This is a genomic window from Rhodanobacter sp. B05, assembly GCF_002001085.1.
Classification (GTDB): domain Bacteria; phylum Pseudomonadota; class Gammaproteobacteria; order Xanthomonadales; family Rhodanobacteraceae; genus Rhodanobacter.
Genome location: NZ_MUNU01000011.1, coordinates 62,877 through 82,332, shown reverse-complemented (window position 1 = coordinate 82,332; position 19,456 = coordinate 62,877). Strand labels below are relative to the sequence as shown.

At 66.5% G+C, this 19,456-nt stretch carries 21 protein-coding genes and 1 tRNA gene; all 22 read left to right on the top strand.

The window, feature by feature from the left end:
- Nucleotides 1-6: 6 nt before the first annotated feature.
- The 22 genes from B0E47_RS05275 (at nucleotide 7) to B0E47_RS05170 (ending at nucleotide 19,413) form a co-directional block, all read left to right on the top strand.
- Nucleotides 7-774, top strand: coding sequence for a TatD family hydrolase (locus B0E47_RS05275; RefSeq protein ID WP_077512961.1), 768 nt, complete (start codon nucleotides 7-9; stop codon nucleotides 772-774).
- Between the two features lie 78 nt (nucleotides 775-852).
- Complete coding sequence (locus B0E47_RS05270) at nucleotides 853-1,377, top strand: MarR family transcriptional regulator (protein WP_077512960.1); 525 nt, start codon at nucleotides 853-855, stop codon at nucleotides 1,375-1,377.
- A gap of 11 nt (nucleotides 1,378-1,388) precedes the next feature.
- Nucleotides 1,389-2,870: an efflux transporter outer membrane subunit gene (locus B0E47_RS05265; protein WP_077512959.1), complete on the top strand. Its 1,482-nt coding sequence runs from the start codon at nucleotides 1,389-1,391 to the stop codon at nucleotides 2,868-2,870.
- A complete protein-coding gene (locus tag B0E47_RS05260) occupies nucleotides 2,857-4,056 on the top strand; it encodes an efflux RND transporter periplasmic adaptor subunit (RefSeq protein ID WP_077512958.1) in 1,200 nt (399 codons plus the stop codon). Before B0E47_RS05265 ends, B0E47_RS05260 begins: the two co-directional genes overlap by 14 nt.
- 14 nt (nucleotides 4,057-4,070) lie before the next feature.
- On the top strand, nucleotides 4,071-5,624 hold the full coding sequence (locus B0E47_RS05255; protein ID WP_077512957.1) for a DHA2 family efflux MFS transporter permease subunit: 1,554 nt from the start codon (nucleotides 4,071-4,073) through the stop codon (nucleotides 5,622-5,624).
- 122 nt (nucleotides 5,625-5,746) lie between these two features.
- Nucleotides 5,747-6,247 (top strand): polyhydroxyalkanoate synthesis repressor PhaR, encoded by a 501-nt coding sequence (gene phaR / locus B0E47_RS05250; protein WP_077512956.1) that lies wholly within the window; start codon nucleotides 5,747-5,749, stop codon nucleotides 6,245-6,247.
- A 111-nt stretch (nucleotides 6,248-6,358) separates the two neighbouring features.
- Nucleotides 6,359-7,120: an acetoacetyl-CoA reductase gene (gene phbB / locus B0E47_RS05245; protein WP_077512955.1), complete on the top strand. Its 762-nt coding sequence runs from the start codon at nucleotides 6,359-6,361 to the stop codon at nucleotides 7,118-7,120.
- A gap of 79 nt (nucleotides 7,121-7,199) precedes the next feature.
- A complete protein-coding gene (locus B0E47_RS05240; RefSeq protein WP_077512954.1) occupies nucleotides 7,200-8,549 on the top strand; it encodes a peptide MFS transporter in 1,350 nt (449 codons plus the stop codon).
- A gap of 155 nt (nucleotides 8,550-8,704) precedes the next feature.
- A complete protein-coding gene (locus tag B0E47_RS05235; protein ID WP_077512953.1) occupies nucleotides 8,705-10,108 on the top strand; it encodes an NAD(P)/FAD-dependent oxidoreductase in 1,404 nt (467 codons plus the stop codon).
- A complete protein-coding gene (locus tag B0E47_RS05230) occupies nucleotides 10,101-10,508 on the top strand; it encodes a DUF3293 domain-containing protein (RefSeq protein ID WP_077512952.1) in 408 nt (135 codons plus the stop codon). The genes B0E47_RS05235 and B0E47_RS05230 overlap by 8 nt, the downstream gene beginning before the upstream one ends.
- A gap of 60 nt (nucleotides 10,509-10,568) precedes the next feature.
- Nucleotides 10,569-11,204: a cytochrome c biogenesis heme-transporting ATPase CcmA gene (ccmA, locus tag B0E47_RS05225; RefSeq protein ID WP_077512951.1), complete on the top strand. Its 636-nt coding sequence runs from the start codon at nucleotides 10,569-10,571 to the stop codon at nucleotides 11,202-11,204.
- Nucleotides 11,201-11,884, top strand: coding sequence for a heme exporter protein CcmB (ccmB, locus tag B0E47_RS05220; protein WP_077512950.1), 684 nt, complete (start codon nucleotides 11,201-11,203; stop codon nucleotides 11,882-11,884). The genes ccmA and ccmB overlap by 4 nt, the downstream gene beginning before the upstream one ends.
- A gap of 12 nt (nucleotides 11,885-11,896) precedes the next feature.
- Nucleotides 11,897-12,655, top strand: coding sequence for a heme ABC transporter permease (locus B0E47_RS05215; RefSeq protein ID WP_077512949.1), 759 nt, complete (start codon nucleotides 11,897-11,899; stop codon nucleotides 12,653-12,655).
- Complete coding sequence (gene ccmD, locus B0E47_RS05210) at nucleotides 12,652-12,873, top strand: heme exporter protein CcmD (protein WP_077512948.1); 222 nt, start codon at nucleotides 12,652-12,654, stop codon at nucleotides 12,871-12,873. Before B0E47_RS05215 ends, ccmD begins: the two co-directional genes overlap by 4 nt.
- Before the next feature lie 25 nt (nucleotides 12,874-12,898).
- Nucleotides 12,899-13,369 carry a cytochrome c maturation protein CcmE gene (gene ccmE / locus B0E47_RS05205; RefSeq protein ID WP_174566958.1) on the top strand — a complete coding sequence of 157 codons (471 nt, stop codon included), beginning with the start codon at nucleotides 12,899-12,901 and terminating at the stop codon, nucleotides 13,367-13,369.
- A complete protein-coding gene (locus B0E47_RS05200) occupies nucleotides 13,366-15,333 on the top strand; it encodes a heme lyase CcmF/NrfE family subunit (protein ID WP_077512946.1) in 1,968 nt (655 codons plus the stop codon). Before ccmE ends, B0E47_RS05200 begins: the two co-directional genes overlap by 4 nt.
- Complete coding sequence (locus B0E47_RS05195) at nucleotides 15,330-15,872, top strand: DsbE family thiol:disulfide interchange protein (RefSeq protein WP_077512945.1); 543 nt, start codon at nucleotides 15,330-15,332, stop codon at nucleotides 15,870-15,872. Before B0E47_RS05200 ends, B0E47_RS05195 begins: the two co-directional genes overlap by 4 nt.
- Before the next feature lie 104 nt (nucleotides 15,873-15,976).
- On the top strand, nucleotides 15,977-16,402 hold the full coding sequence (locus tag B0E47_RS05190; protein WP_077512944.1) for a cytochrome c-type biogenesis protein: 426 nt from the start codon (nucleotides 15,977-15,979) through the stop codon (nucleotides 16,400-16,402).
- A complete protein-coding gene (locus tag B0E47_RS05185) occupies nucleotides 16,399-17,451 on the top strand; it encodes a hypothetical protein (protein ID WP_077513000.1) in 1,053 nt (350 codons plus the stop codon). Before B0E47_RS05190 ends, B0E47_RS05185 begins: the two co-directional genes overlap by 4 nt.
- Before the next feature lie 2 nt (nucleotides 17,452-17,453).
- Nucleotides 17,454-18,629: a homoserine O-acetyltransferase gene (gene metX, locus B0E47_RS05180; RefSeq protein ID WP_077512943.1), complete on the top strand. Its 1,176-nt coding sequence runs from the start codon at nucleotides 17,454-17,456 to the stop codon at nucleotides 18,627-18,629.
- Between the two features lie 89 nt (nucleotides 18,630-18,718).
- A complete protein-coding gene (locus B0E47_RS05175; RefSeq protein WP_077512942.1) occupies nucleotides 18,719-19,300 on the top strand; it encodes a cysteine dioxygenase family protein in 582 nt (193 codons plus the stop codon).
- Between the two features lie 27 nt (nucleotides 19,301-19,327).
- Nucleotides 19,328-19,413: transfer RNA gene (locus B0E47_RS05170), tRNA-Leu, on the top strand.
- The last annotated feature ends 43 nt before the right edge of the window (nucleotides 19,414-19,456 follow it).

The window sequence follows — 19,456 nt, the reverse complement described above, 5'->3', positions numbered from 1 at the left end:
CCCGTCATGTATCCGCTGTTCGACAGCCATGTCCACCTCGACCACGAGGCATTCGGCGCCGATCGCCCCGAGGTGATCGAGCGCGCCGTCGACGCCGGCATCCGGCACATGGTCGTACCCGCGGTCGATGCCGACAGCTGGCCGCGCATCAGGGAACTGTGCAAAACCCGATCCGACATCCACCCGGCCTACGGATTGCATCCGGTCTATCTGGCCCGGCATGCACCGCAGCATCTCGACCGCCTGGATGAGTGGCTGGATGACGGCCAGGCGGTCGCGGTGGGCGAGATCGGGCTGGATTTTCATTTGCCGGAGCTGGATCCCGACCAGCAGCGGTTCTATTTCATGCGCCAGTTGCAGCTCGCACACCGGCGAAACCTCCCGGTGATCGTGCATGCGCGCCAGGCGCTGGAGGAAGTCAGCCTCGCACTGCGCCGAAACGGCGATTCGCGCGGTGTCGTGCACAGTTTCTCCGGCAGCGAGCAGCAGGCGAGGCAACTGTGGGACATCGGCTTCCATATCGGCATCGGCGGCCCGGTCACCTACGAACGCGCGCAACGACTGCGCCGCATCGTGGCGAAGATGCCGATCGAGTTCCTGCTGCTGGAAAGCGACGCACCGGACCAGCCGGACGCCGCCCATCGCGGCCAGCGCAACGAACCGGCCCGGATTACCGAGGTGTTGCGTTGCGTTGCCGCGCTGCGCGGCGAATCGGAAGAACGCATCGCCGAAGCCACCACCCGCAACGCGTGCAACCTGTTCGGGCTGACCTGAAGCCCGTGCCTTCGGTCACTTGCCAGCCCCGGACCACGGCTGCTATTTTAGTTCACTGGTGAACTATGAATCAGTGAAATGGCCAGACTGGCGAACTGCATCGTGATGATGGACGAAGGGATCGGCCGGGTTGGCCAGATCATTCCTCAGATGCCGGCGCCGGAAGCGCGGATGTGCCGGTTGATGCTGATGCTCGGCGGCATCATCGAAGAGCAGCTGGAATTCAAGCTCAAGCCGCACAAGCTCAATCACAGCGAATTCCTGACCCTGATGATTCTGTACAGCCGGCCCGACGGCAGTTCGACGCCTGGCGAGCTGTGCGAGTTCACCACCCAGGGCGCCACCAACATGACCCGCATCGCCAATACGCTGGTCAAGCGCGGATTGATCACCCGTGGCGGCAGTGAAGATGATCGGCGCCGAGTACTGATCCGCATCACGCCGGCTGGCCGACGCTTCGTGCAGAAGATGCTGCCGCCGATGTTCCCGCAGCTCGGCGCCATGTTTGCCGGCTTCAGCGCGACCGACAAGCGCCAGTTCGACCGCCTGCTGCGCAAGCTCGCCGGCAACCTCGACCAGTTGAGCGAACGCCGCCTCCCATGAAGGACCCCGCGATGAAGCCTGTCCCGCTCCGCCATCGCGCGACGCTTGCCGCCGCGATCACGCTGATGCTGGCCGCTTGCGCTCACGCGCCCGCCAGACTGGGCCAACCGGCCCTGCGCGACGACGTGCCGCTCGCCGGCCTGCAGGCCCCTACCCGCGACGGCTGGCCTGAAACCCAATGGTGGCGCCAGTACCAGGACCCGCAACTGGACGACCTGATGGACCGCGCCATGCAGCAGTCGCCGGATCTGGCACTGGCGCAGAGTCGCGTGAGCAACGCCGAACAGTCGGCGAAGCTGGCGGCGGCTCAACTGGGGCTGTCGGTGAACGGCAGCGCGCAGGTCGCCCGGCAACGCCTGAGCGACCATGGCCTCATCCCCAGCCAGTTCCTCGGCTTCAGCTGGTACAACCAGGCCGACGTCGGCGCGCAGTTGCAATACGACTTCGACTGGTGGGGCAAGAAGCGCGCCACGATGGAAGCCGCGCTGGACCAGGCACATGCCGCCGAGGCCCAGCGCAGCGCCGCCGCGCTGGCACTGCAATACGCCGTGGCCGATACTTACTTCGGCTGGCAGGCCGACCAGGTCCGCCTGCAACTGGCCGACCAGTTGCTCGCCACCCAGCGGCAGTTCGTGCAGATCGCCGAATTGCGCGTGAAGCAGGGCGTCGACCTGCCCGACGAGGCGCAGAAGGCGCGCGCGCAGCTCGCCGCCATTCGCGAAATGCGCGTGGCCCTGGATGGCTCGGCGAAAATCCGCCGTGTCTCGCTCGCTTCGCTGTTGGGACTCGCGCCGGATCAGCTACCCGAACTCAAGCCGCATGCCCTGCCCGCGGTGAGCGGTGGCGTTCCCGCCGATGTCCGGCTGGACCTCATCGCCCGTCGTCCCGACATCGCCGCCAGCCGCTGGCAGGTCGAAGCTGCGCTGCGCAAGACCGACGCCGCACGCGCCGAATTCTTCCCGGACTTCAGCATCAGCGCGATGGCCGGCCTGTCCAGCATCGACCTGGGCAAGCTGCTCACCGCCGGCAGTCGCACCATGTCGCTGACACCAGCCTTGCACCTGCCGATCTTCGAAGGCGGCTCGCTCGAAGCGAACTACGGCGTGAGCAAGGCCGAGCTCGATGCGGCAGTGGCGCAATACAACAGTACCGTGCTGACCGCCGCGCGCGAAGTGGCCACGCAGGCACTGGGCGCGCAGCAGATCGCCGCCCGCCGCCACGAGCAACAGGCACAGCTGGACGCCGACAGGCAGTTGCTGGCGAGTGCGCGGGCGCGCGCGGCGCAAGGCGTGCGCGACGCCCGCGAGGGCCTCGCCGCGCAGGCGCAGCTGCTGCAGCAACGCGACGCGGCGACGCAACTGGATGCCCAGGCCGTGAGCACGGAGCTGTCCCTGATCAAGGCCCTGGGCGGTGGTTACGAAGCCCCCGACCGCGCCGACAAGAACCCCACTTCCCCTGTTACCGCCGGAGCTGCCGACCATGAGCGCCACTGAAACCGACAAGTCTTCCGTCGACAACGACAGCGGCATGGCCGCCAAGGATCCGGCCAAGCGCAGGCGTGCCCTGTTCATCGTGGCCGCTGTCTTCATCCTCGCCGGCGCGGCCTGGTTCCTGCTGTGGTTCTTCGTGCTCTCCACCCGGGTCAAGACCGACAATGCCTATGTCGGCGGCAACCAGGTGGCGATCTCGGCGCAGGTGCCGGGTACGGTGGTGGCGATCCTTGCCGACGACACCCAGCGCGTGGTCGCCGGCCAGGTGCTGGTGCGGCTGGACCCCACCGATGCCAACGTGCGCCTCGAGCAGGCCCGCAGCGCGCTGGCGCAGGCCGTGCGCGGCGTGCGCCAGCAGACCAGTTCGGCCAGCGGCGCCGACGCGCAGGTGGCAACCGCCCGGCTTGCCTTGCAGAAGAGCGAAGCCGACCTGAAGCGTCACCTGCCGCTGCTGGCTGCGCATGCCGAGTCGCCCGAGATCGTGCAGCACCTGCGCGACGGCGTGGCCCAGGCACATGCCGCACTGGACGCCGCCACGGCGCAATCGGCCGCGGCGCACGCGGCGATCGAAGGCACCGACGTGGCGCAGAATCCCGTCGTGATGCAGGCGCGCGCCAACTTCAGCGCCGCCTGGGTTGCCGCACAGCGCGACGCGATCTACGCACCGGTCTCCGGTTACGTGGCCCAGCGCAGCGTGCAACTGGGCAACAGCGTGCAACCCGGCCAGCAACTGATGACGGTGGTGCCACTGCACGACCTGTGGGTCGAGGCGAACTTCAAGGAGAGCCAGTTGCGTCACCTGCGCATCGGCCAGCCGGCGAAGATCGTGTCGGACGTGTATGGCGACGATGCCGAATTCCACGGCAAGGTGATCGGCCTGGGCGCCGGCACCGGCAGCGTGTTCTCGCTGTTGCCGGCACAGAACGCCACCGGCAACTGGATCAAGGTGGTGCAGCGCGTGCCGGTGCGCATCTCGCTGGACAACCAGGAGCTGGACAAGCATCCGCTGCGGATCGGCCTGTCCACCGAAGTCACCGTCGACATCACCCATGACCAGGGCTCGGTGCTGGCCAACGCGCCCGCACAGCAGCCGGTGGCCGAGACCGACGTCTACCAGCAGATGGCCAGCAAGGCCGACGCGGAAGCCGGTCAGATCATTCGCGCCAACCTGCCGCGCAACGCCCACTGAGCCGAATCGATCCGATGGCCGCCACCCCCAACGACGCCAGTCCGCCGAAACCGCTGCAAGGCGGCGCGCTGGTCCTGCTGACCATCGCGGTCGCCTTCAGCACCTTCATGGAGGTGCTGGACATGACCATCGTCAACGTCTCGGTGCCGCACATCGCCGGCAGCCTCGGCGTGAGCCCCAGCGAAGGCACCTGGACGATCAGCTCGTACGCGCTGGCCAGCGCGATCATGCAACCGCTGACCGGCTGGCTGGCGCGGCGCTTCGGCGAGGTGCGCACATTCATTACCTCGGTCGGGCTGTTCGTGCTGTTCTCGATGCTGTGCGGCATGGCCACCAGCATGCCGATGCTGGTCATCTGCCGGCTGCTGCAGGGCGCCGGCTCCGGCCCGATGGTGGCGTTGTCGCTGGCGTTGCTGCTGTCCAGTTACCCGAAGCAGCGTCAGGGCATCGCGCTTGCGCTGTGGGCGATGACCGTGGTCGTCGCGCCGATCTTCGGGCCGATCCTGGGCGGCTGGCTGACCGACAATTTCTCGTGGCCATGGATCTTCTACATCAACGTGCCGGTCGGCGCGCTGGCGGCGATCATCACCTGGACACTGCTGCACAAACGCGAAACCAGGACGTTCAAGGCGCCGATCGACGTGATCGGGCTGACCTTGCTGGTGGTTGGCGTGGGCGCGCTGCAATTCATGCTGGACAACGGCAACGACAACGACTGGTTTTCCTCGCCGGTGATCCTGACCCTGGGCATCATCGCCCTGGTCTGCCTGACCTTCCTGATCGTGTGGGAGGTACACGCGAAGCATCCGGTGATCGACCTGGCGCTGTTCAAGCGGCGCAACTTCACCGTGGCGGTGGTCGCGTTGTCGCTCGGCATGATGGCGTTCTTCGGCATCAACGTGGTGTTTCCGCTGTGGCTGCAGATCGACCTGGGTTACACCGCCACCTGGGCCGGCCTGGCCAGTGCGCCGGTGGGCGTGCTGGCGTTCGTGATGGCGCCGATCATCGGTTCAAACATCCAGCGACTGGAGCTGCGCGCGGTGGTGACGTTCGCGTTCATCGTGTTTGCGGTTACCTCGATCTGGTTTGCCGGCTTCGACAGCTCGGCTTCATTCGGCACGCTGGTGTTGCCGCGCTTCGTGATGGGTATCGGCATCGCCTGCTTCTTCATCCCGCTGAACCAGATGTACCTGTCCGGCCTGCCCGCAGACCAGGTGGCCAGCGCGTCGGGGCTGGCCAATTTCTGCCGCACGCTGGGTTCGAGCATTTCCACGGCCGCCACGGTGACGTTGTGGCAGCATCGCGGCGAATACCATCATGCGGTGTTGACCGAACACATCAGCCCCGCGGCCCCGGCCGCCACGAGTTTTCTGCAGCAGCTCAGGCACGCCGGCTTTGCGCCGACGCAGCAACTGGGCATCGTCGATCAGCTGATCACGCGCGAGGCGCTGACCCTGGCGGTCAACGACGTGTACATCGTGTGTGCGGTGATGTTCCTGGCAATGATTCCGCTGTTGTGGTTCGCCCGGCCGCCATTCGGCAACACCGGTGGCGCCGTCGGCCACTGACCGGGCGAGCGAAATTGAGGCAAGCGAAATGGTGGCAAGCGGAATTGCTGCAGCCCTCGACTGCAGCAAACCTGCCCCGCGATGACTGGTGCGGCGCAATATCTTCTGCTAGCTTGTGTCGCATGGCACAAACCAAGCGCACCATCAAGAAGTATCCGAACCGGCGTCTGTACGACACCGAGATCTCCAGCTACATCACGCTGGAGGAAGTCCGCCAGCTGGTGCTGGACAACGAGGATTTCGAGGTCCGCGACGCCAAGAGCGGCGAAGACCTGACCCGTTCGGTGCTGCTGCAGATCATCTCCGAGCACGAGGACAAGGGGCAGCCGATGCTGTCGCCGCAGCTGCTCAGCCAGATCATCCGCTTCTACGGCGATTCGCTGCAGGGCTTCATGGGACCTTACCTGGAGCGCAGCCTGCAGGTATTCCTGGACCAGCAGACCCAGTTCCGCAGCCAGCTCAACAGCCTGATGGGGCAGACCCCGTGGAACACGCTGAACGACCTGACCGAGCGCAACATGGCCGCGTTCCAGGCCATGCAGCGCGGCCTGATCGACACCGCCGCCAAGGTCATGCCGACGCCGCCACCGGCCAGCAAGCGCGACAGCAAGAAATCCGGCTGAAACCAGCCTGGCCGATGACGCCGGCGTCGTTCCATCGGCATCCCCATTCCCCACCGCTGCAGCACAACATGTGCTGTCCTGCGGCATGATCCGGCCCGCACACCCACTCCGATGAACCAGACAGACACTCCAAGGCGCGTCGCCATCGTCACCGGCGGCATCGGTGGACTGGGCACGGAAATCTGCCGACAACTGGCCGCTGCCGGCCGCCAGGTCATTGCGGTGGACCTGGCCACCCGGGCCGAGCGCATCGAGGCTTTTCGCCGCGAGCTGGCCGATCTCGACGGTGCGATTGCCTTCGAACCGGCCGACGTCAGCGACTTCGACAGCTGCCAGCAACTTGCGGCACGCGTCGAGCAGCAGCACGGCAGCATCGACATCCTGGTCAACGCCGCCGGCATCACCCGCGACGCCAGCCTGCGAAAGATGACGTCGCAGCAATGGCACGAACTGATGCACGTGAACCTCGACGGCGTGTTCAACCTGTGCCGCAACGTGGTCGAGGGCATGACGGCGCGCGGCTTTGGCCGCATCGTCAACATCAGCTCGGTGAACGGCCAGACCGGCCAGTTCGGCCAGACCAACTATTCCGCCGCCAAGGCCGGCGTGCACGGCTTCAGCATGGCGCTGGCGCGCGAAACCGCGCGCAAGGGCATCACCGTCAACACGGTCTCACCCGGCTATTGCGACACGCCGATGGTTGCCGCGGTCTCCGCGGAGATTCGCGCCCAGATCGTTGCCGGTATTCCGGTCGGCCGGCTCGGCTCACCCGCCGACATCGCGCGCGCCGTGGCCTTCCTTGCTGCCGACGATGCCGGCTATATCACCGGCGCCAACCTGCCGGTGAACGGCGGTTATTTCATGAGTTTCTGACGCCCGCTCCGTAGCGCGATATTGCCCGTGGTGTCCACGCGCATCGATTCGGACCAGGCTCCGCCGACCCGGGGGACGCATGCACACCAGTACGAAGGTTCAGCCACGCACGTTTTTCGGCCAGCCGATGGCGCTCGCCTACCTCAGCTTTACCGAGGCGTGGGAGCGATTTTCCTACTACGGCATGACCTCGATCCTGGTGCTGTACATGAGCCAGGCGCTGCTCACGCCGGGGCATGTCGAGGGCATCGTCGGTTTCACCAGCTTCCGCGCCGCGCTGGAATCCGTGTTCGGATCGATGACCACGCTGGCGCTGGCCTCGCAGATCATGGGCCTGTACACCGGCCTGGTCTATTTCACGCCGGTGCTGGGCGGCTGGGTCGCCGATCGCTGGATCGGCCGACGCACCGCAGTCATGCTGGGCGCCGTGATGATGAGCGCCGGCCATCTGGCGATGGCCTTCGATGCCTCGTTCCTGCTGGCGCTGTTCCTGCTCATCACCGGCTGCGGCCTGCTCAAGGGCAATATCTCGACCCAGGTCGGCGAGTTGTACGCCGAGACCGATGGCGAGGGGCGCACGCGCGCCTTCGCGATCTTCTCGGTCGGCATCAACGTCGGCGCGGTACTCGGCCCGTTGCTGGTCGGTCTGCTGGCCCAGCTGTATGGGTGGCATGCGGGCTTCGGACTGGCCGGCGCGCTGATGCTGATCGGCCTGATCACCTACATCGCCGGCTTCCGTTACCTGCCGGCAGACCGTCCACGCGCGACGCCCACGGTGACCAAGGCGCCGCTGGATCGGCGCCAATGGCGCATCGTGGTGGCGCTGGGCCTGGTGTCGGCGATCACCATTTTCCAGAGCATCGGCTACTACCAGAACACCAACATGAATCTGGTCTGGATCAATCGCAGTGTCGACCTCGACTTGCTCGGCTTCCACGTGCCGGTGGCCTGGTTCAACTCGATCGATCCATTGGCCAGCATACTCGGCGTGCCGGTATTGCTGGCGCTGTGGCGGTTCCAGGCCGCGCGTGGCAGCGAGCCGGATGATCTGGGCAAGATCGGCACGGGTGCGTGGCTGACCATGCTGGCGAATCTGCTGCTGGTGACCGCCTGCCTGATCAGCGCACGTGCCAATGTGCTGTTCCCGATCATCTACGACATCCTGCTCGGCATCGGCTTCCTGTACTACTGGCCGACCCTGCTGGCGCTGGTGTCGCGCGCTGCACCCGCGAAACTCAAGGCGACGCTGATGGGCGCCGTGTTCCTGACCCTGTTCGTCAGCAACACCATCATCGGCTGGCTGGGCGGTTTCTACGAGCACATGACGCCGGCGGGATTCTGGGCCATGCACGCCGGCATCGCCGCTACAGGCGGCGTGCTGGCGTTCGTGCTGAAGCGACCGTTGAAGCGGGCGCTGGAAATCACCTGAACCGGAACTTGCGCAGTCCGGCGCGGGGAATCGGGGTTCGCCGATCAGCGACGCAAGGCTGAGCAGGATTCGTCAATATGGCGAACCGCGCCACCGGGATTGCAGTCTGGCGTCGCTTGCGGAACAGTGGGCAGGTTTCCTCCACGGATCGCAGCATGGCGCAGCAACCCATCACCCTCATCGGCGGCGGCCTGGTCGGCGCGTTGCTGGCCGTGCAACTCGCCAGGCATGGCTTTGCAGTCGAGGTATACGAGAAGCGGCCCGATCCACGACGCGCCGGTTTTCTGGGTGGCCGTTCGATCAACCTCGCCCTGGCCGAGCGCGGCCTGCAGGCACTGCGCATGGCGGGGCTGGCCGACGAGGTGCTGCAGCGCGCGGTAATGATGCGCGGGCGCATGGTGCACGACCGCGACGGCAACAGCGCGTTGCAACGCTATGGCGTCGACGACAGTGAAGTGATCTGGTCGGTCTCGCGCGGCGCGTTGAACATGCTGCTGCTGGATGCGGCCGAGGCAGCTGGTGTGCGGCTCCACTTCGGGCAATCGCTGGTCGCTGCCGACTTCGACGCACAACACATCCGGCTTGCCGATACCGACGGCAACGAGCGCGAGGTATCGACGGGCCTGTTGATCGGCGCGGACGGTGCCGGTTCCGCGCTGCGCGCCGCGATGAATGCCCATGCCCCCCTGGGCGAGCGGGTCGAAGCGCTGGGACACGGTTACAAGGAACTGGAAATCCCTTCCGCCAGCGAACTGTCGCCCGCGCTGCGGCAACTCGGCGGCGGCCGCGACCAGTTCGCGCTGGAACCGCATGCGCTGCACATCTGGCCGCGCGGTGGCTATATGTGCATCGCCTTGCCGAACACCGAGGGCAGTTTCACGGTAACCCTGTTCCTGCCGGCAAGCGGTGCGGCACCCAGTTTTGCCACCCTGCCCGACTCGACCGCCGCCGCGGCATTCTTCAGCGAGCAGTTCCCGGGCCTGCTGTCGCTGCTGCCGCGCTTCGCCGAAGACTACGACCACAACCCGGTGGGCACGCTGTCGACCCTGTACCTCGATCGCTGGCACCTGGATGGCCGCGCGCTGCTGGTCGGCGATGCCGCGCACGCTATCGTCCCGTTCCACGGCCAGGGCATGAACTGCGGCTTCGAGGACACCGTGGTGCTGGCCGACCTGCTGGCCGCTACGCCGGGCGACGGCGCCGCGGTGTTCGCCGAATTCCAGCGCCAGCGCCAGCCCAATGCCGATGCCATCGCGCAGATGGCGCTGGAGAATTACATCGAGATGCGTGACTCGGTCGCCGATCCGCATTACCTGGCCAAGCGCGAACTCGGCGCCCTGCTGGCCCAGCGGTTGCCCAGCCACTACATGGCGCGCTATCGCCTGGTCACCTTCACCCACGTGCCCTACGCCTACGCGCTGGAACGGGGGCGCGCCCAGGATGGGTTGCTGGAACAACTGCTGCGTGATGTGCCGCGGGTTGCCGATATCGATCTCGATGCAGCGGTTCGGCTGTTCCAGTCCAGCCTGCCACCGCTGGCGGCCCTGCGTCATGGATGAGCCCCTGCTCGAGGCGTTCCGCGAGACTTCCTACCACGTCAACCTGGACACGGTGACCTGGGCGACGATCCGCATCGACTTGCCACTGCCGGCCGAGCTGGTGCCGCTGGTCGGTGCGCGCCCGTGGGCCTTCATCACGGCCTGGAATCCGAAGGCATCCAGGCGTCCCGGCGCGCAGAACCTGAGCGCCCAGCAAGACCTGCTGGCAGCCCTGCGTGTCGTGCCCGATGTCATCGTGCGGCCGGCGATCGGCGTGGGCACCAGCGGCTGGAGCGAGCCAAGCCTGTTCGTTGTCGGAGCGGACGTCGACGTGCTGGATCAACTGGCCGCTCGGCACGGCCAGCTCGCCTACGTGCACGGCCAGGGCAGCGATGCGGCACTGTTGCGGATGCTCGGCTGACCGGCCAGCGGCAGCACGCCGCATGGACAAGCGCTACCGGCATTGCGGACAATCACGGAGATGACCGTCGCCGCTGCCGCCGTGCCCCTGCTCGAAGCGCGGGCCTTGAGCTTTTACCGCCAGGACGAACCGGTGTTCGCGCCGCTGGATTTCCAGTTGCACGCGGGCGAGCTGGCCCTGGTCGAAGGCGACAACGGCAGCGGCAAGACCACCTTGCTGCGCATGCTGGCCGGGCTCCTGCACGTCGCCGCCGGCGAATTGCACTGGCGCGGTGCGCCGTTGCAGCGCGACGCCTGCGCCGGCGAGATCCTGTTCCTCGGCCACCAGCTCGGTCTCAAGACCGACCTCAGCCCGCGCGAAAACCTGCGCATCGCCGCGGGTCTTTGCGGCTGCCGCGAAGGCGCGAGCGTCGAGGACGTACTGGCGGCAATCGGCCTGCGCGGTTACGAGGATGAGCCGGTGCGCCGTCTCTCCGCCGGCCAGCGCAAGCGCGCGGCACTGGCCCGCCTGCTGCTGCTGCCCGCCACGCTGTGGCTGCTCGACGAACCCTACGCCAACCTCGACCGCCATGGCATCGCGCTGGTGAACGGCTTGCTCGAAAACCATACTGCGGCCGGTGGCGCCGCCCTGGTGACCAGTCACGGTGCGGTGAGCTTCCATGGCGGCGAGCCACGCCATATCCGGATGCATTCATGAGCCCGCGCCTGGCCGGCGCCTGCATCGCCGTGTTGCGGCGCGACCTGGTGCTGGCCTGGCGCCGGCGCAGCGACATCGCGATGCCGGTGCTGTACGCGCTGATCGTGACCATGCTGTTCCCGTTCGCGCTGGGGCCGGAAGACAGCTTGCTGCAACGGATCGCCGGCGGCGTGATCCTGGTCACCATCCTGCTGGCGATGCTGCTGGCGCTGGATGCGATGTTCGCCAGCGACATCGAGGATGGTTCGCTGGAACAACTGATGCTGGCGCCGCAGCCCCTGGCGCTGATGCTGGGCATGAAGATCCTCGCCCACTGGCTCACCACCGCGCTGCCGCTGATCGTGATCGCGCCGCTGCTGGCGGCGATGCTGCATCTGCCTGCCGCGGTCATCCCGGTGCTGCTGCTGGCCCTGTTGCTGGTGACGCCACTGATAAGCCTGTTCGGCGGAGTACTGGTCGCACTGACGGCCGGCACCCGCCGCTCTGGTATGCTGCTCGCCTTGATGCTGCTGCCTTTGTGCGTTCCGGCGCTGATTTTTGCCGCCGGCGCCGTGGCCGCCGCGCAGCAGGGCCTGCCCTGGCTCGCACCGATCAGCTGGCTCGCCGCCGTGCTGGTCTTGGCCGTGGTGCTGGCACCGCTGGCCTGTGCCGCCGCCCTTCGTATTGCCCTGGACTGCTGATCCCCGACTTCTATGGCTAACTGGATCCCGCTCTGGTTGCACCGGCTGAGTTCGCCGCCCACGTTCTACCGCTTTGCCGGCGCGTTGCGGCCGTGGGCGATGGCGCTGGCCGTGCTGTGCGGCATCATCGGACTCTACGGCGGCCTGGTGCTGGCGCCGGCGGACTACCAGCAGGGCGACGCCTACCGGATCATCTTCATCCACGTGCCCAGCGCGTGGATGAGCATGTTCATCTACGCGGTGATGGGCGTGTCGGCCTTCATCGCGCTGGTGTGGCGGATCAAGCTGGCCGAAGTGGTGGCGATGGAATCGGCGCCGATCGGCGCGGCGTTCACCTTCATCACCCTGGTCACCGGCTCGCTGTGGGGCAAGCCGATGTGGGGCACCTGGTGGACGTGGGACGCGCGGCTCACCTCCGAACTGGTGCTGCTGTTCCTGTACCTCGGTGTGATCGGGCTGTACCACGCGTTCGAGGATCGTCGCCAGGGTGCGCGCGCCGCGGCCTTCCTGGCGATCATCGGCATCATCAACGTGCCGATCGTGCATTTCTCGGTGAACTGGTGGAACACGCTGCACCAGGGCAGCACGGTGAACATCTTCGGCCACTCGAAGATTTCCTGGGACATGCTGTGGCCGTTGCTGGCGATGACGCTGGCCACCAAGTTCTATTACGCCGCCAGCCTGTTCCGGCGTGCCCAGACCGACCTGCTCGATCTGGAAAGCGGCAAGGACTGGGTGCGCAAGATCGCCGAGAGCGAGGCGGATCGATGAACGCCATGCAGTCGTTTTTCATGATGGGCGGCTATGCGGCGTATGTATGGCCGGCCTATGCGGTGTTCTTCATCGTGCTGATCGCCGACACGCTCTCGCCACGCCTGCGCCGTCGTCGCCTGCTCGGTGAACTCCGCGCTCGCGTGGCCCGTCAGAGCGCTCGCCAGGAACGCGACACCGCTTCGACGCCACCCTCTTCCACACCACCCTCCGCCTGACTGGCGGCGGCCGACTGCCATGCCCATGAATCCCACCCGCAAACGCCGACTCACCATTGTCCTGTCGATCCTCGCCGCGGCCGCCGTCGCCGCCGTGCTGGTGGTGGTCGCGCTGCAGAACAACATGAACTACCTGCTCACCCCGAGCCAGGTGCAGTCGGGCCAGGCCAGCGACTACAAGACCTTCCGCCTCGGCGGCATGGTCAAGGCCGGCTCGATCCAGCGCAGCAAGGATTCGCTCAAGGTCACCTTCACCGTGGTCGATGCCGGCGGCGCGATGCCGGTGGAATACACCGGCATCCTGCCCGACCTGTTCCGCGACAACCAGTCGGTGATCGCCAGCGGCCACATGGACGGCGCCCGCTTCGTCGCCACCGAAGTGCTGGCCAAGCATGACGAGACCTACATGCCCAAGGAATTGAAGGACGCGATGGCCAAGGCGCATGCGAACAAGAAGATCGAAGACGCCGCTGCCGCACAGGACAAGATGCCATGACCCCCGAACTCGGCCAACTCGCGCTGATCCTCGCCCTGCTGCTGGCACTGGCGCAGGGCATCCTGCCGCTGATCGGCGCCTGGCGCGGCAACCGTGCGCTGATGGCCGTCGCACGTCCCGCGGCGGCGGGTCAGGCGGTGTTCGTGACGTTTGCGTTCGGCATCCTGGTCTGGGCGTTCCTGCATTTCGACTTCTCGGTGCAGTACGTGGCCGACAACTCGAACCTGGAACTGCCGTGGTACTACCGCATTGCCGCGGTGTGGGGCGCGCACGAGGGCTCGCTGCTGTTGTGGATCCTGATCCTCAACGTGTGGACGGTGGCGCTGGCCGCGTTCAGCCAGAAACTGCCCGAGGTATTCGCCTCGCGCGTGCTGGCGGTGATGGGCCTGATCGCCGTCGGTTTCCTCGCCTTCATCATCTTCACCTCCAATCCCTTCGGCCGGCTGTTGCCGATGCCGGGCGACGGCGCTGACTTGAATCCGGTGTTGCAGGACCCGGGCATGACCTTCCATCCGCCGGTGCTGTACACCGGCTACGTCGGCTTCTCGGTGGCGTTCGCGTTCGCCATCGCCGGCCTGCTCGGCGGCGAGCTGGAACAGGCGTGGGTGCGTTGGGCGCGACCATGGACCAACGTGGCCTGGGCGTTTCTCACCCTGGGCATCGTCGCCGGCAGCTGGTGGGCGTATGCGGAACTGGGCTGGGGCGGCTGGTGGTTCTGGGACCCGGTCGAAAACGCCAGCTTCATGCCGTGGCTGGTCGGGTTGGGCCTGATCCATGCGCAGGCCATCACCGAGAAGCGCGGCTCGCTGCGCGCGTGGACGATCCTGCTGTCGATCTTCGCGTTCTCGCTCTCCCTGCTCGGCACCTTCCTGGTGCGCTCGGGCGTGCTCACCTCGGTGCACGCGTTCGCCTCCGATCCGCGACGCGGCGTGTTCATCCTGGCCTTCCTCACCATCGTGGTCGGCGGTTCGCTGCTGCTGTATGCCTTGCGCGCGCCCAGGGTGGCCGGCGGCAAGGCGTTCCAGTTGCTGTCGCGCGAAACCGTCCTGCTGATCGGCAACCTGATGTTCGCGGTGGCCGCGGCGATGGTGTTGCTGGGCACGCTGTTTCCACTGGTGGGCGATGCACTGAACCTGGGCCGGATCTCGGTCGGGCCGCCCTACTTCGGCTTCCTGTTTCCGCTGCTGATGTTGCCGGTGGTGCTGCTGCTGCCGTTCGGACCGTTCCTGCGCTGGGGCAAGGGCGAGTCACCGATGCTCAAGCAGGTGCTGCTGCGCGCGGGCATCGCGGCGGTGGCCTGCGCGATCGTGGCGGCGTTCTTCGTCGACGGCAAGCTCAAGGCGATCGCCGGCGTGGCGTCGCTGGTATGGCTCAGCGTCGGCGTGCTGCTGTATGCCATCAAGCGCTGGCGCGAAGTGCCGCGTGGCCGTCGTTACCCGGCCGAGATGGCGGGCATGCTGCTGGCGCATCTGGGCGTGGGCGTGTTCATCGCCGGCGTGCTGCTGTCCGAGTCGCTCAGCGTGACCAGTGACGTGCGCATGGCGCCGGGGCAGACCCAGCACATCGGCAGTTACGACTTCCGCTTCGACGGCGCACACCGTACCACCGGACCAAACTGGAAGGCCGACCAGGGCGTGGTCACAGTGACCCGCGACGGCAAGCCAGTGGCCGTGATGCATCCGCAGAAGCGCACCTATCTGCGTGGCCAGGTGCAGACCGAATCGGCCGTCGACGCCGGCATCTTCCGCGATCTCTACGTGGCCCTGGGCGAGCCGATGGACGCCGGCAACATCGAGGGCGCGTGGTCGCTGCGGCTTTACACCAAGCCCTTCGTGCGCTGGATCTGGGGTGGCGGCCTGCTGATGATGCTGGGCGGCTTCACCTGCGCCGCGGACAAGCGCTTCCGCCTCAAGCGCGCGGCCACCGTTCGCGAGGATCTGGTGCTGCAGGAAACCCGCGCATGAATCGCCTGCTGCCGTTCATCGGCTTCATGCTGCTGGTCGCCCTGTTCGGCTTCGGCATCTGGTGGAACACCCAGCACGATCCAAATGCGATTCCCACGCCGTTGCTCAACAAGCCGGCGCCCGCCTTCAACCTGCCCAAACTCTACGAGCCCGCGCAGACGGTCAGCAAGACCGACCTGCTGGGCCAGCCTTATCTGCTGAACGTGTTCGCCAGCTGGTGCATCGAATGCGGCGTGGAACATCCGGTGCTGGAAGCGGCGGCGCCCACGCTGGGCGTGAAGCTGGTCGGCTACAACTACAAGGATGCGCCGGCCGACGCCAAGGGTTGGCTGGCGGCGCACGGTAATCCGTACGCCCTGCTGATCGCCGACGAATCCGGTCAGACCGCGCTCGACTTCGGCGTCTACGGCGCACCGGAAAGTTTCCTGATCGATGCGAAGGGCGTGATCCGCTACAAGCACATCGGGCCGATCACCCCGGATGTGCTGGCAGCGAAACTGAAACCGGCGATCGCCGCGATGCTCAAGGAAGCACCGTGATCCGCTTCAATCACCGTAGGAGCCCGCTCGCGGGCGATGCCTTTGCCATGAAAAACATCACGACGGGAACATCGCCCGCGAGCGGGCTCCTACGAGTTATCTTCATGGTGATGCTGGTGTTTGCCGGCGCAGTCCACGCCCAGGCCATCGAGCCGATGCCGTTCGCCAACCATGCGCAGGAGCTGCGCTTCCAGCACCTCACCCAACAGCTGCGCTGCCCGATGTGCCAGAACGAGACACTGGCCGATTCCAACGCGCCGATCGCGCGCGACCTGCGCAACCAGATCTTCAAGCTGATGCAGCAAGGCCGGAGCGACGACGAGATCAAGCAGTATCTGGTCGCGCGCTACTCCGATTACATCCTGTACAACCCGCCGCTGAAAACGGGCACCGTCCTGCTCTGGTTCGGCCCGCTGCTGATCCTGCTCGGCGGCGGCGGCGTGGTGCTGGTGGCGCTCCGCAAACGCAAACGCCAAGGCGTTGAGGCAACGACCGTCGGCGAGTCAGCCGACAACGGGGAAGATTGGTGAAGATCGCTTTTATCGTGGTGGCCGCGCTGATGGTGGCGCTGGCCCTGGCTGCGCTGCTGCTGCCGCTGATACGCCAGGGACGCCGCTCCGGCCACAGTCGCGGCGTGTTCGTGCTCAGCCTGGCCATCGCACTGATACTGCCGCTGGGCGCCGGCATGCTGTATCTGCTGGTCGGTACGCCGGCCGCGCTCAACGGGGTTTCCGCACAGAGCCAGGCCTCGATCAGCCTGCCGCAGGCGATCGCCGAACTGCGCGACCACCTGGCGCAGCAACCCGATGACCGGCAGGGCTGGATGCTGCTGGCACAGACCAGTGCGATGCTGCAGCAGCCGGGCGACGCGCGCGACGCCTACGACCACGTACTGAAGCTCGATGCCAACAACGCCGAGGCGATGGTCGGCTGGGCGGAGAACGATTCGATGCTGCGCGCCGACCACATGATCGAGGGCCGTGCCCGCGACTTGCTGCAGCGCGCGGTGCAGTTGCATCCGGACAACCAGCGTGGCCTGTGGCTGCTCGGCATCAGCGATTTCCAGCATGGCGACTACCGCACGGCGGCGGCGACCTGGCGGCTGCTGCAGCCGCAACTCGAGCCCGGCTCGAACGTGGCCAAGTCCGTGGCCGAACAGATCGCGGTGGCCGATGCCCGCGCCGGCGGCGCTCCCGCCAGTACCGCCAGCAGCGCGGCGGCGGCAACAGCGCCAAGCGCTTCGCTGCAAGTCGAAGTCACCCTGTCGCCGCAGCTCAAGGACAAGCTGACCAGCGGCGACGTCCTCTACGTCTATGCTCGTGCGCCGAACGGCCCGCCGATGCCGCTGGCCGTGGCCAGACTCGATCCCGTCAAGCTGCCCGCCACCGTAACCCTGAATGACGCGATGGCGATGGCGCCGACGCTCAAGCTGTCCAGCGCCGCGCAGGTCTTCGTCGGTGCAAGGATCAGCCACGACGGCCAGCCGACCGCCCAGTCCGGCGACCTGGAAGGCGACGCTGGCGTGGTAGCGGTGGATCGCAAGGCCCCGGTCAAGATCACCATCGACAGGGTGCACTGACGATGGGCGACGCCCGCCGCTACTTTTCGCTGCCCTCGCCGTTCCCGATGAAGCGCGGCGGCGAACTGCACGGCGCGCACGTCGCCTACGAAACCTGGGGCACGCTGAATGCCGCGCGCGACAACGCCGTACTCGTATTGACCGGCCTGTCGCCCAGCGCGCACATGATGTCGTGCGAAGAAGATTCCAGCCCGGGCTGGTGGGAAGATATGGCCGGCCCCGGCAAGGCGATCGACAGCGATCGCTGGTTCGTGATCTGCGTGAACTCGCTGGGCAGCGACAAGGGCTCCACCTGCCCGGCGTCGATCGATCCCGCCACCGGCCGGGCGTATCGGCTCGGCTTTCCGCAACTGGCGCTGGAAGACGTCGGCAACGCCGCGCACGCCGTCGTCACCGACCTGGGCATCACACAACTGGCTTGCCTGATCGGATGCTCGATGGGTGGCATGAGCGCACTTGCCTACATGCTGCTGCACCCCGGCAGCGTGCGCACGCACATCAGCGTGGACACCGCGCCGCAGGCACAACCGTTCGCGATCGCGATCCGCTCGCTGCAGCGCGAGGCGATCCGGCTCGATCCGCAGTTCAACGACGGACAATACGATATCCAGGGAGGGATGAGTGCCGCGAGCGCAGGAAGCGCAGGAGCGGCCGACATACATGCCGAGCATGGCGGCAGCTACCCCGATCTCGGCATGAGCATTGCGCGCAAGCTCGGCGTGATCACCTACCGCTCGGCGATGGAATGGAACGGCCGCTTCGCGCGCATCCGGCTCGATCCCGAGCAGCGCGAGGACGAACCGTTCGGCCGCGAGTTCCAGGTCGAGTCCTACCTCGAAGGCCACGCGAAGCGCTTCGTGCGCAACTTCGATCCGAACTGCTATCTCTACCTTTCGCGCGCCAGCGACTGGTTCGATATTGCCGAATACGGCCACGGCAGCGTGCTCGAAGGGCTCAAGCGCATCCGCATCCAGCAGGCGATGGTGATCGGCGTCAGCACCGACATCCTGTTCCCCCTGCAGCAGCAGGAACAGATCGCCGAGGGCCTGCAGGCCGCCGGTGCCAAGGTGGAATTCGTGGCGCTGGATTCGCCGCAGGGCCACGACGCCTTCCTGGTCGACATCGAGAACTACAGCCGTGCGATCGGTGGATTCCTGAACCGGCTCACCCTGCCCTGAAACGTCGGCCCCATCGGGACGTGCTCCGCCCGTGGCGTTAACCCTCCCGCTGGTAAGATAGCCCGCACCACGCCTCACCCGAGACCGCCATGCTTACCCTGGATTTTCCCGGCAGCCGCACCCTGATCGACGCGATCGACGCCGCCGTGGCCAAACCGACCACGCACGAGCTCACCGACAGCCTGCGCAACAGCCTGTGCAAGCTGATCCGCGACAATGCCGTCACCCTGCCCGACTGCGTGTTCGAGGCGAATACCGAGCACTACGCCCGCCGCGAGCTGTATCGCAGCGAGGAGCACGGCTATTGCGTGGTGGCGATGACCTGGGGCCCGGGCCAGGGCACGCCGATCCACGACCACGACGGCATGTGGTGCGTCGAGGGCGTCTGGAACGGCGCGCTGGAAATCGTGCAGTACGAGTTGCTGGAACACCACGAGCAGCGCTACTGCTTCCAGCCGGTCGGCTCGATCCAGGCCGGTACCGGTTCCGCCGGCAGCCTGATCCCGCCGCACGAGTACCACAGCATCCGCAACCCCAGCGACAGCGCCGTCACCGTCAGCCTGCACATCTACTCGGGCCCAATGGTGCGCTGCGCAGTGTTCCAGCCGCTGCCCGAAGACCGCTGGTACGGCCGCGACGTACGCCAGCTGGGACTCGACCGCGTGCACTGAAGCCGGCATAATGCCCGACTCACACATGCCGGTGTGGCGGAATGGTAGACGCGGCGGACTCAAAATCCGCTTGTGGTGACACAGTGGAGGTTCGAGTCCTCTCACCGGTACCAGTTGACGGACCCCGCTTTCGGCGGGGTTTTTCGTTTTTTCCGC

Bases quoted from the DNA above. Each gene is read 5' to 3' on its own strand.
- B0E47_RS05275 (WP_077512961.1), top strand. From the start codon at position 7: ATGTATCCGCTGTTCGACAGCCATGTCCACCTCGACCACGAGGCATTC.
- B0E47_RS05270 (WP_077512960.1), top strand. From the start codon at position 853: ATGGCCAGACTGGCGAACTGCATCGTGATGATGGACGAAGGGATCGGC.
- B0E47_RS05265 (WP_077512959.1), top strand. From the start codon at position 1,389: ATGAAGCCTGTCCCGCTCCGCCATCGCGCGACGCTTGCCGCCGCGATC.
- B0E47_RS05260 (WP_077512958.1), top strand. From the start codon at position 2,857: ATGAGCGCCACTGAAACCGACAAGTCTTCCGTCGACAACGACAGCGGC.
- B0E47_RS05255 (WP_077512957.1), top strand. From the start codon at position 4,071: ATGGCCGCCACCCCCAACGACGCCAGTCCGCCGAAACCGCTGCAAGGC.
- phaR (WP_077512956.1), top strand. From the start codon at position 5,747: ATGGCACAAACCAAGCGCACCATCAAGAAGTATCCGAACCGGCGTCTG.
- phbB (WP_077512955.1), top strand. From the start codon at position 6,359: ATGAACCAGACAGACACTCCAAGGCGCGTCGCCATCGTCACCGGCGGC.
- B0E47_RS05240 (WP_077512954.1), top strand. From the start codon at position 7,200: ATGCACACCAGTACGAAGGTTCAGCCACGCACGTTTTTCGGCCAGCCG.
- B0E47_RS05235 (WP_077512953.1), top strand. From the start codon at position 8,705: ATGGCGCAGCAACCCATCACCCTCATCGGCGGCGGCCTGGTCGGCGCG.
- B0E47_RS05230 (WP_077512952.1), top strand. From the start codon at position 10,101: ATGGATGAGCCCCTGCTCGAGGCGTTCCGCGAGACTTCCTACCACGTC.
- ccmA (WP_077512951.1), top strand. From the start codon at position 10,569: ATGACCGTCGCCGCTGCCGCCGTGCCCCTGCTCGAAGCGCGGGCCTTG.
- ccmB (WP_077512950.1), top strand. From the start codon at position 11,201: ATGAGCCCGCGCCTGGCCGGCGCCTGCATCGCCGTGTTGCGGCGCGAC.
- B0E47_RS05215 (WP_077512949.1), top strand. From the start codon at position 11,897: ATGGCTAACTGGATCCCGCTCTGGTTGCACCGGCTGAGTTCGCCGCCC.
- ccmD (WP_077512948.1), top strand. From the start codon at position 12,652: ATGAACGCCATGCAGTCGTTTTTCATGATGGGCGGCTATGCGGCGTAT.
- ccmE (WP_174566958.1), top strand. From the start codon at position 12,899: ATGAATCCCACCCGCAAACGCCGACTCACCATTGTCCTGTCGATCCTC.
- B0E47_RS05200 (WP_077512946.1), top strand. From the start codon at position 13,366: ATGACCCCCGAACTCGGCCAACTCGCGCTGATCCTCGCCCTGCTGCTG.
- B0E47_RS05195 (WP_077512945.1), top strand. From the start codon at position 15,330: ATGAATCGCCTGCTGCCGTTCATCGGCTTCATGCTGCTGGTCGCCCTG.
- B0E47_RS05190 (WP_077512944.1), top strand. From the start codon at position 15,977: ATGGTGATGCTGGTGTTTGCCGGCGCAGTCCACGCCCAGGCCATCGAG.
- metX (WP_077512943.1), top strand. From the start codon at position 17,454: ATGGGCGACGCCCGCCGCTACTTTTCGCTGCCCTCGCCGTTCCCGATG.
- B0E47_RS05175 (WP_077512942.1), top strand. From the start codon at position 18,719: ATGCTTACCCTGGATTTTCCCGGCAGCCGCACCCTGATCGACGCGATC.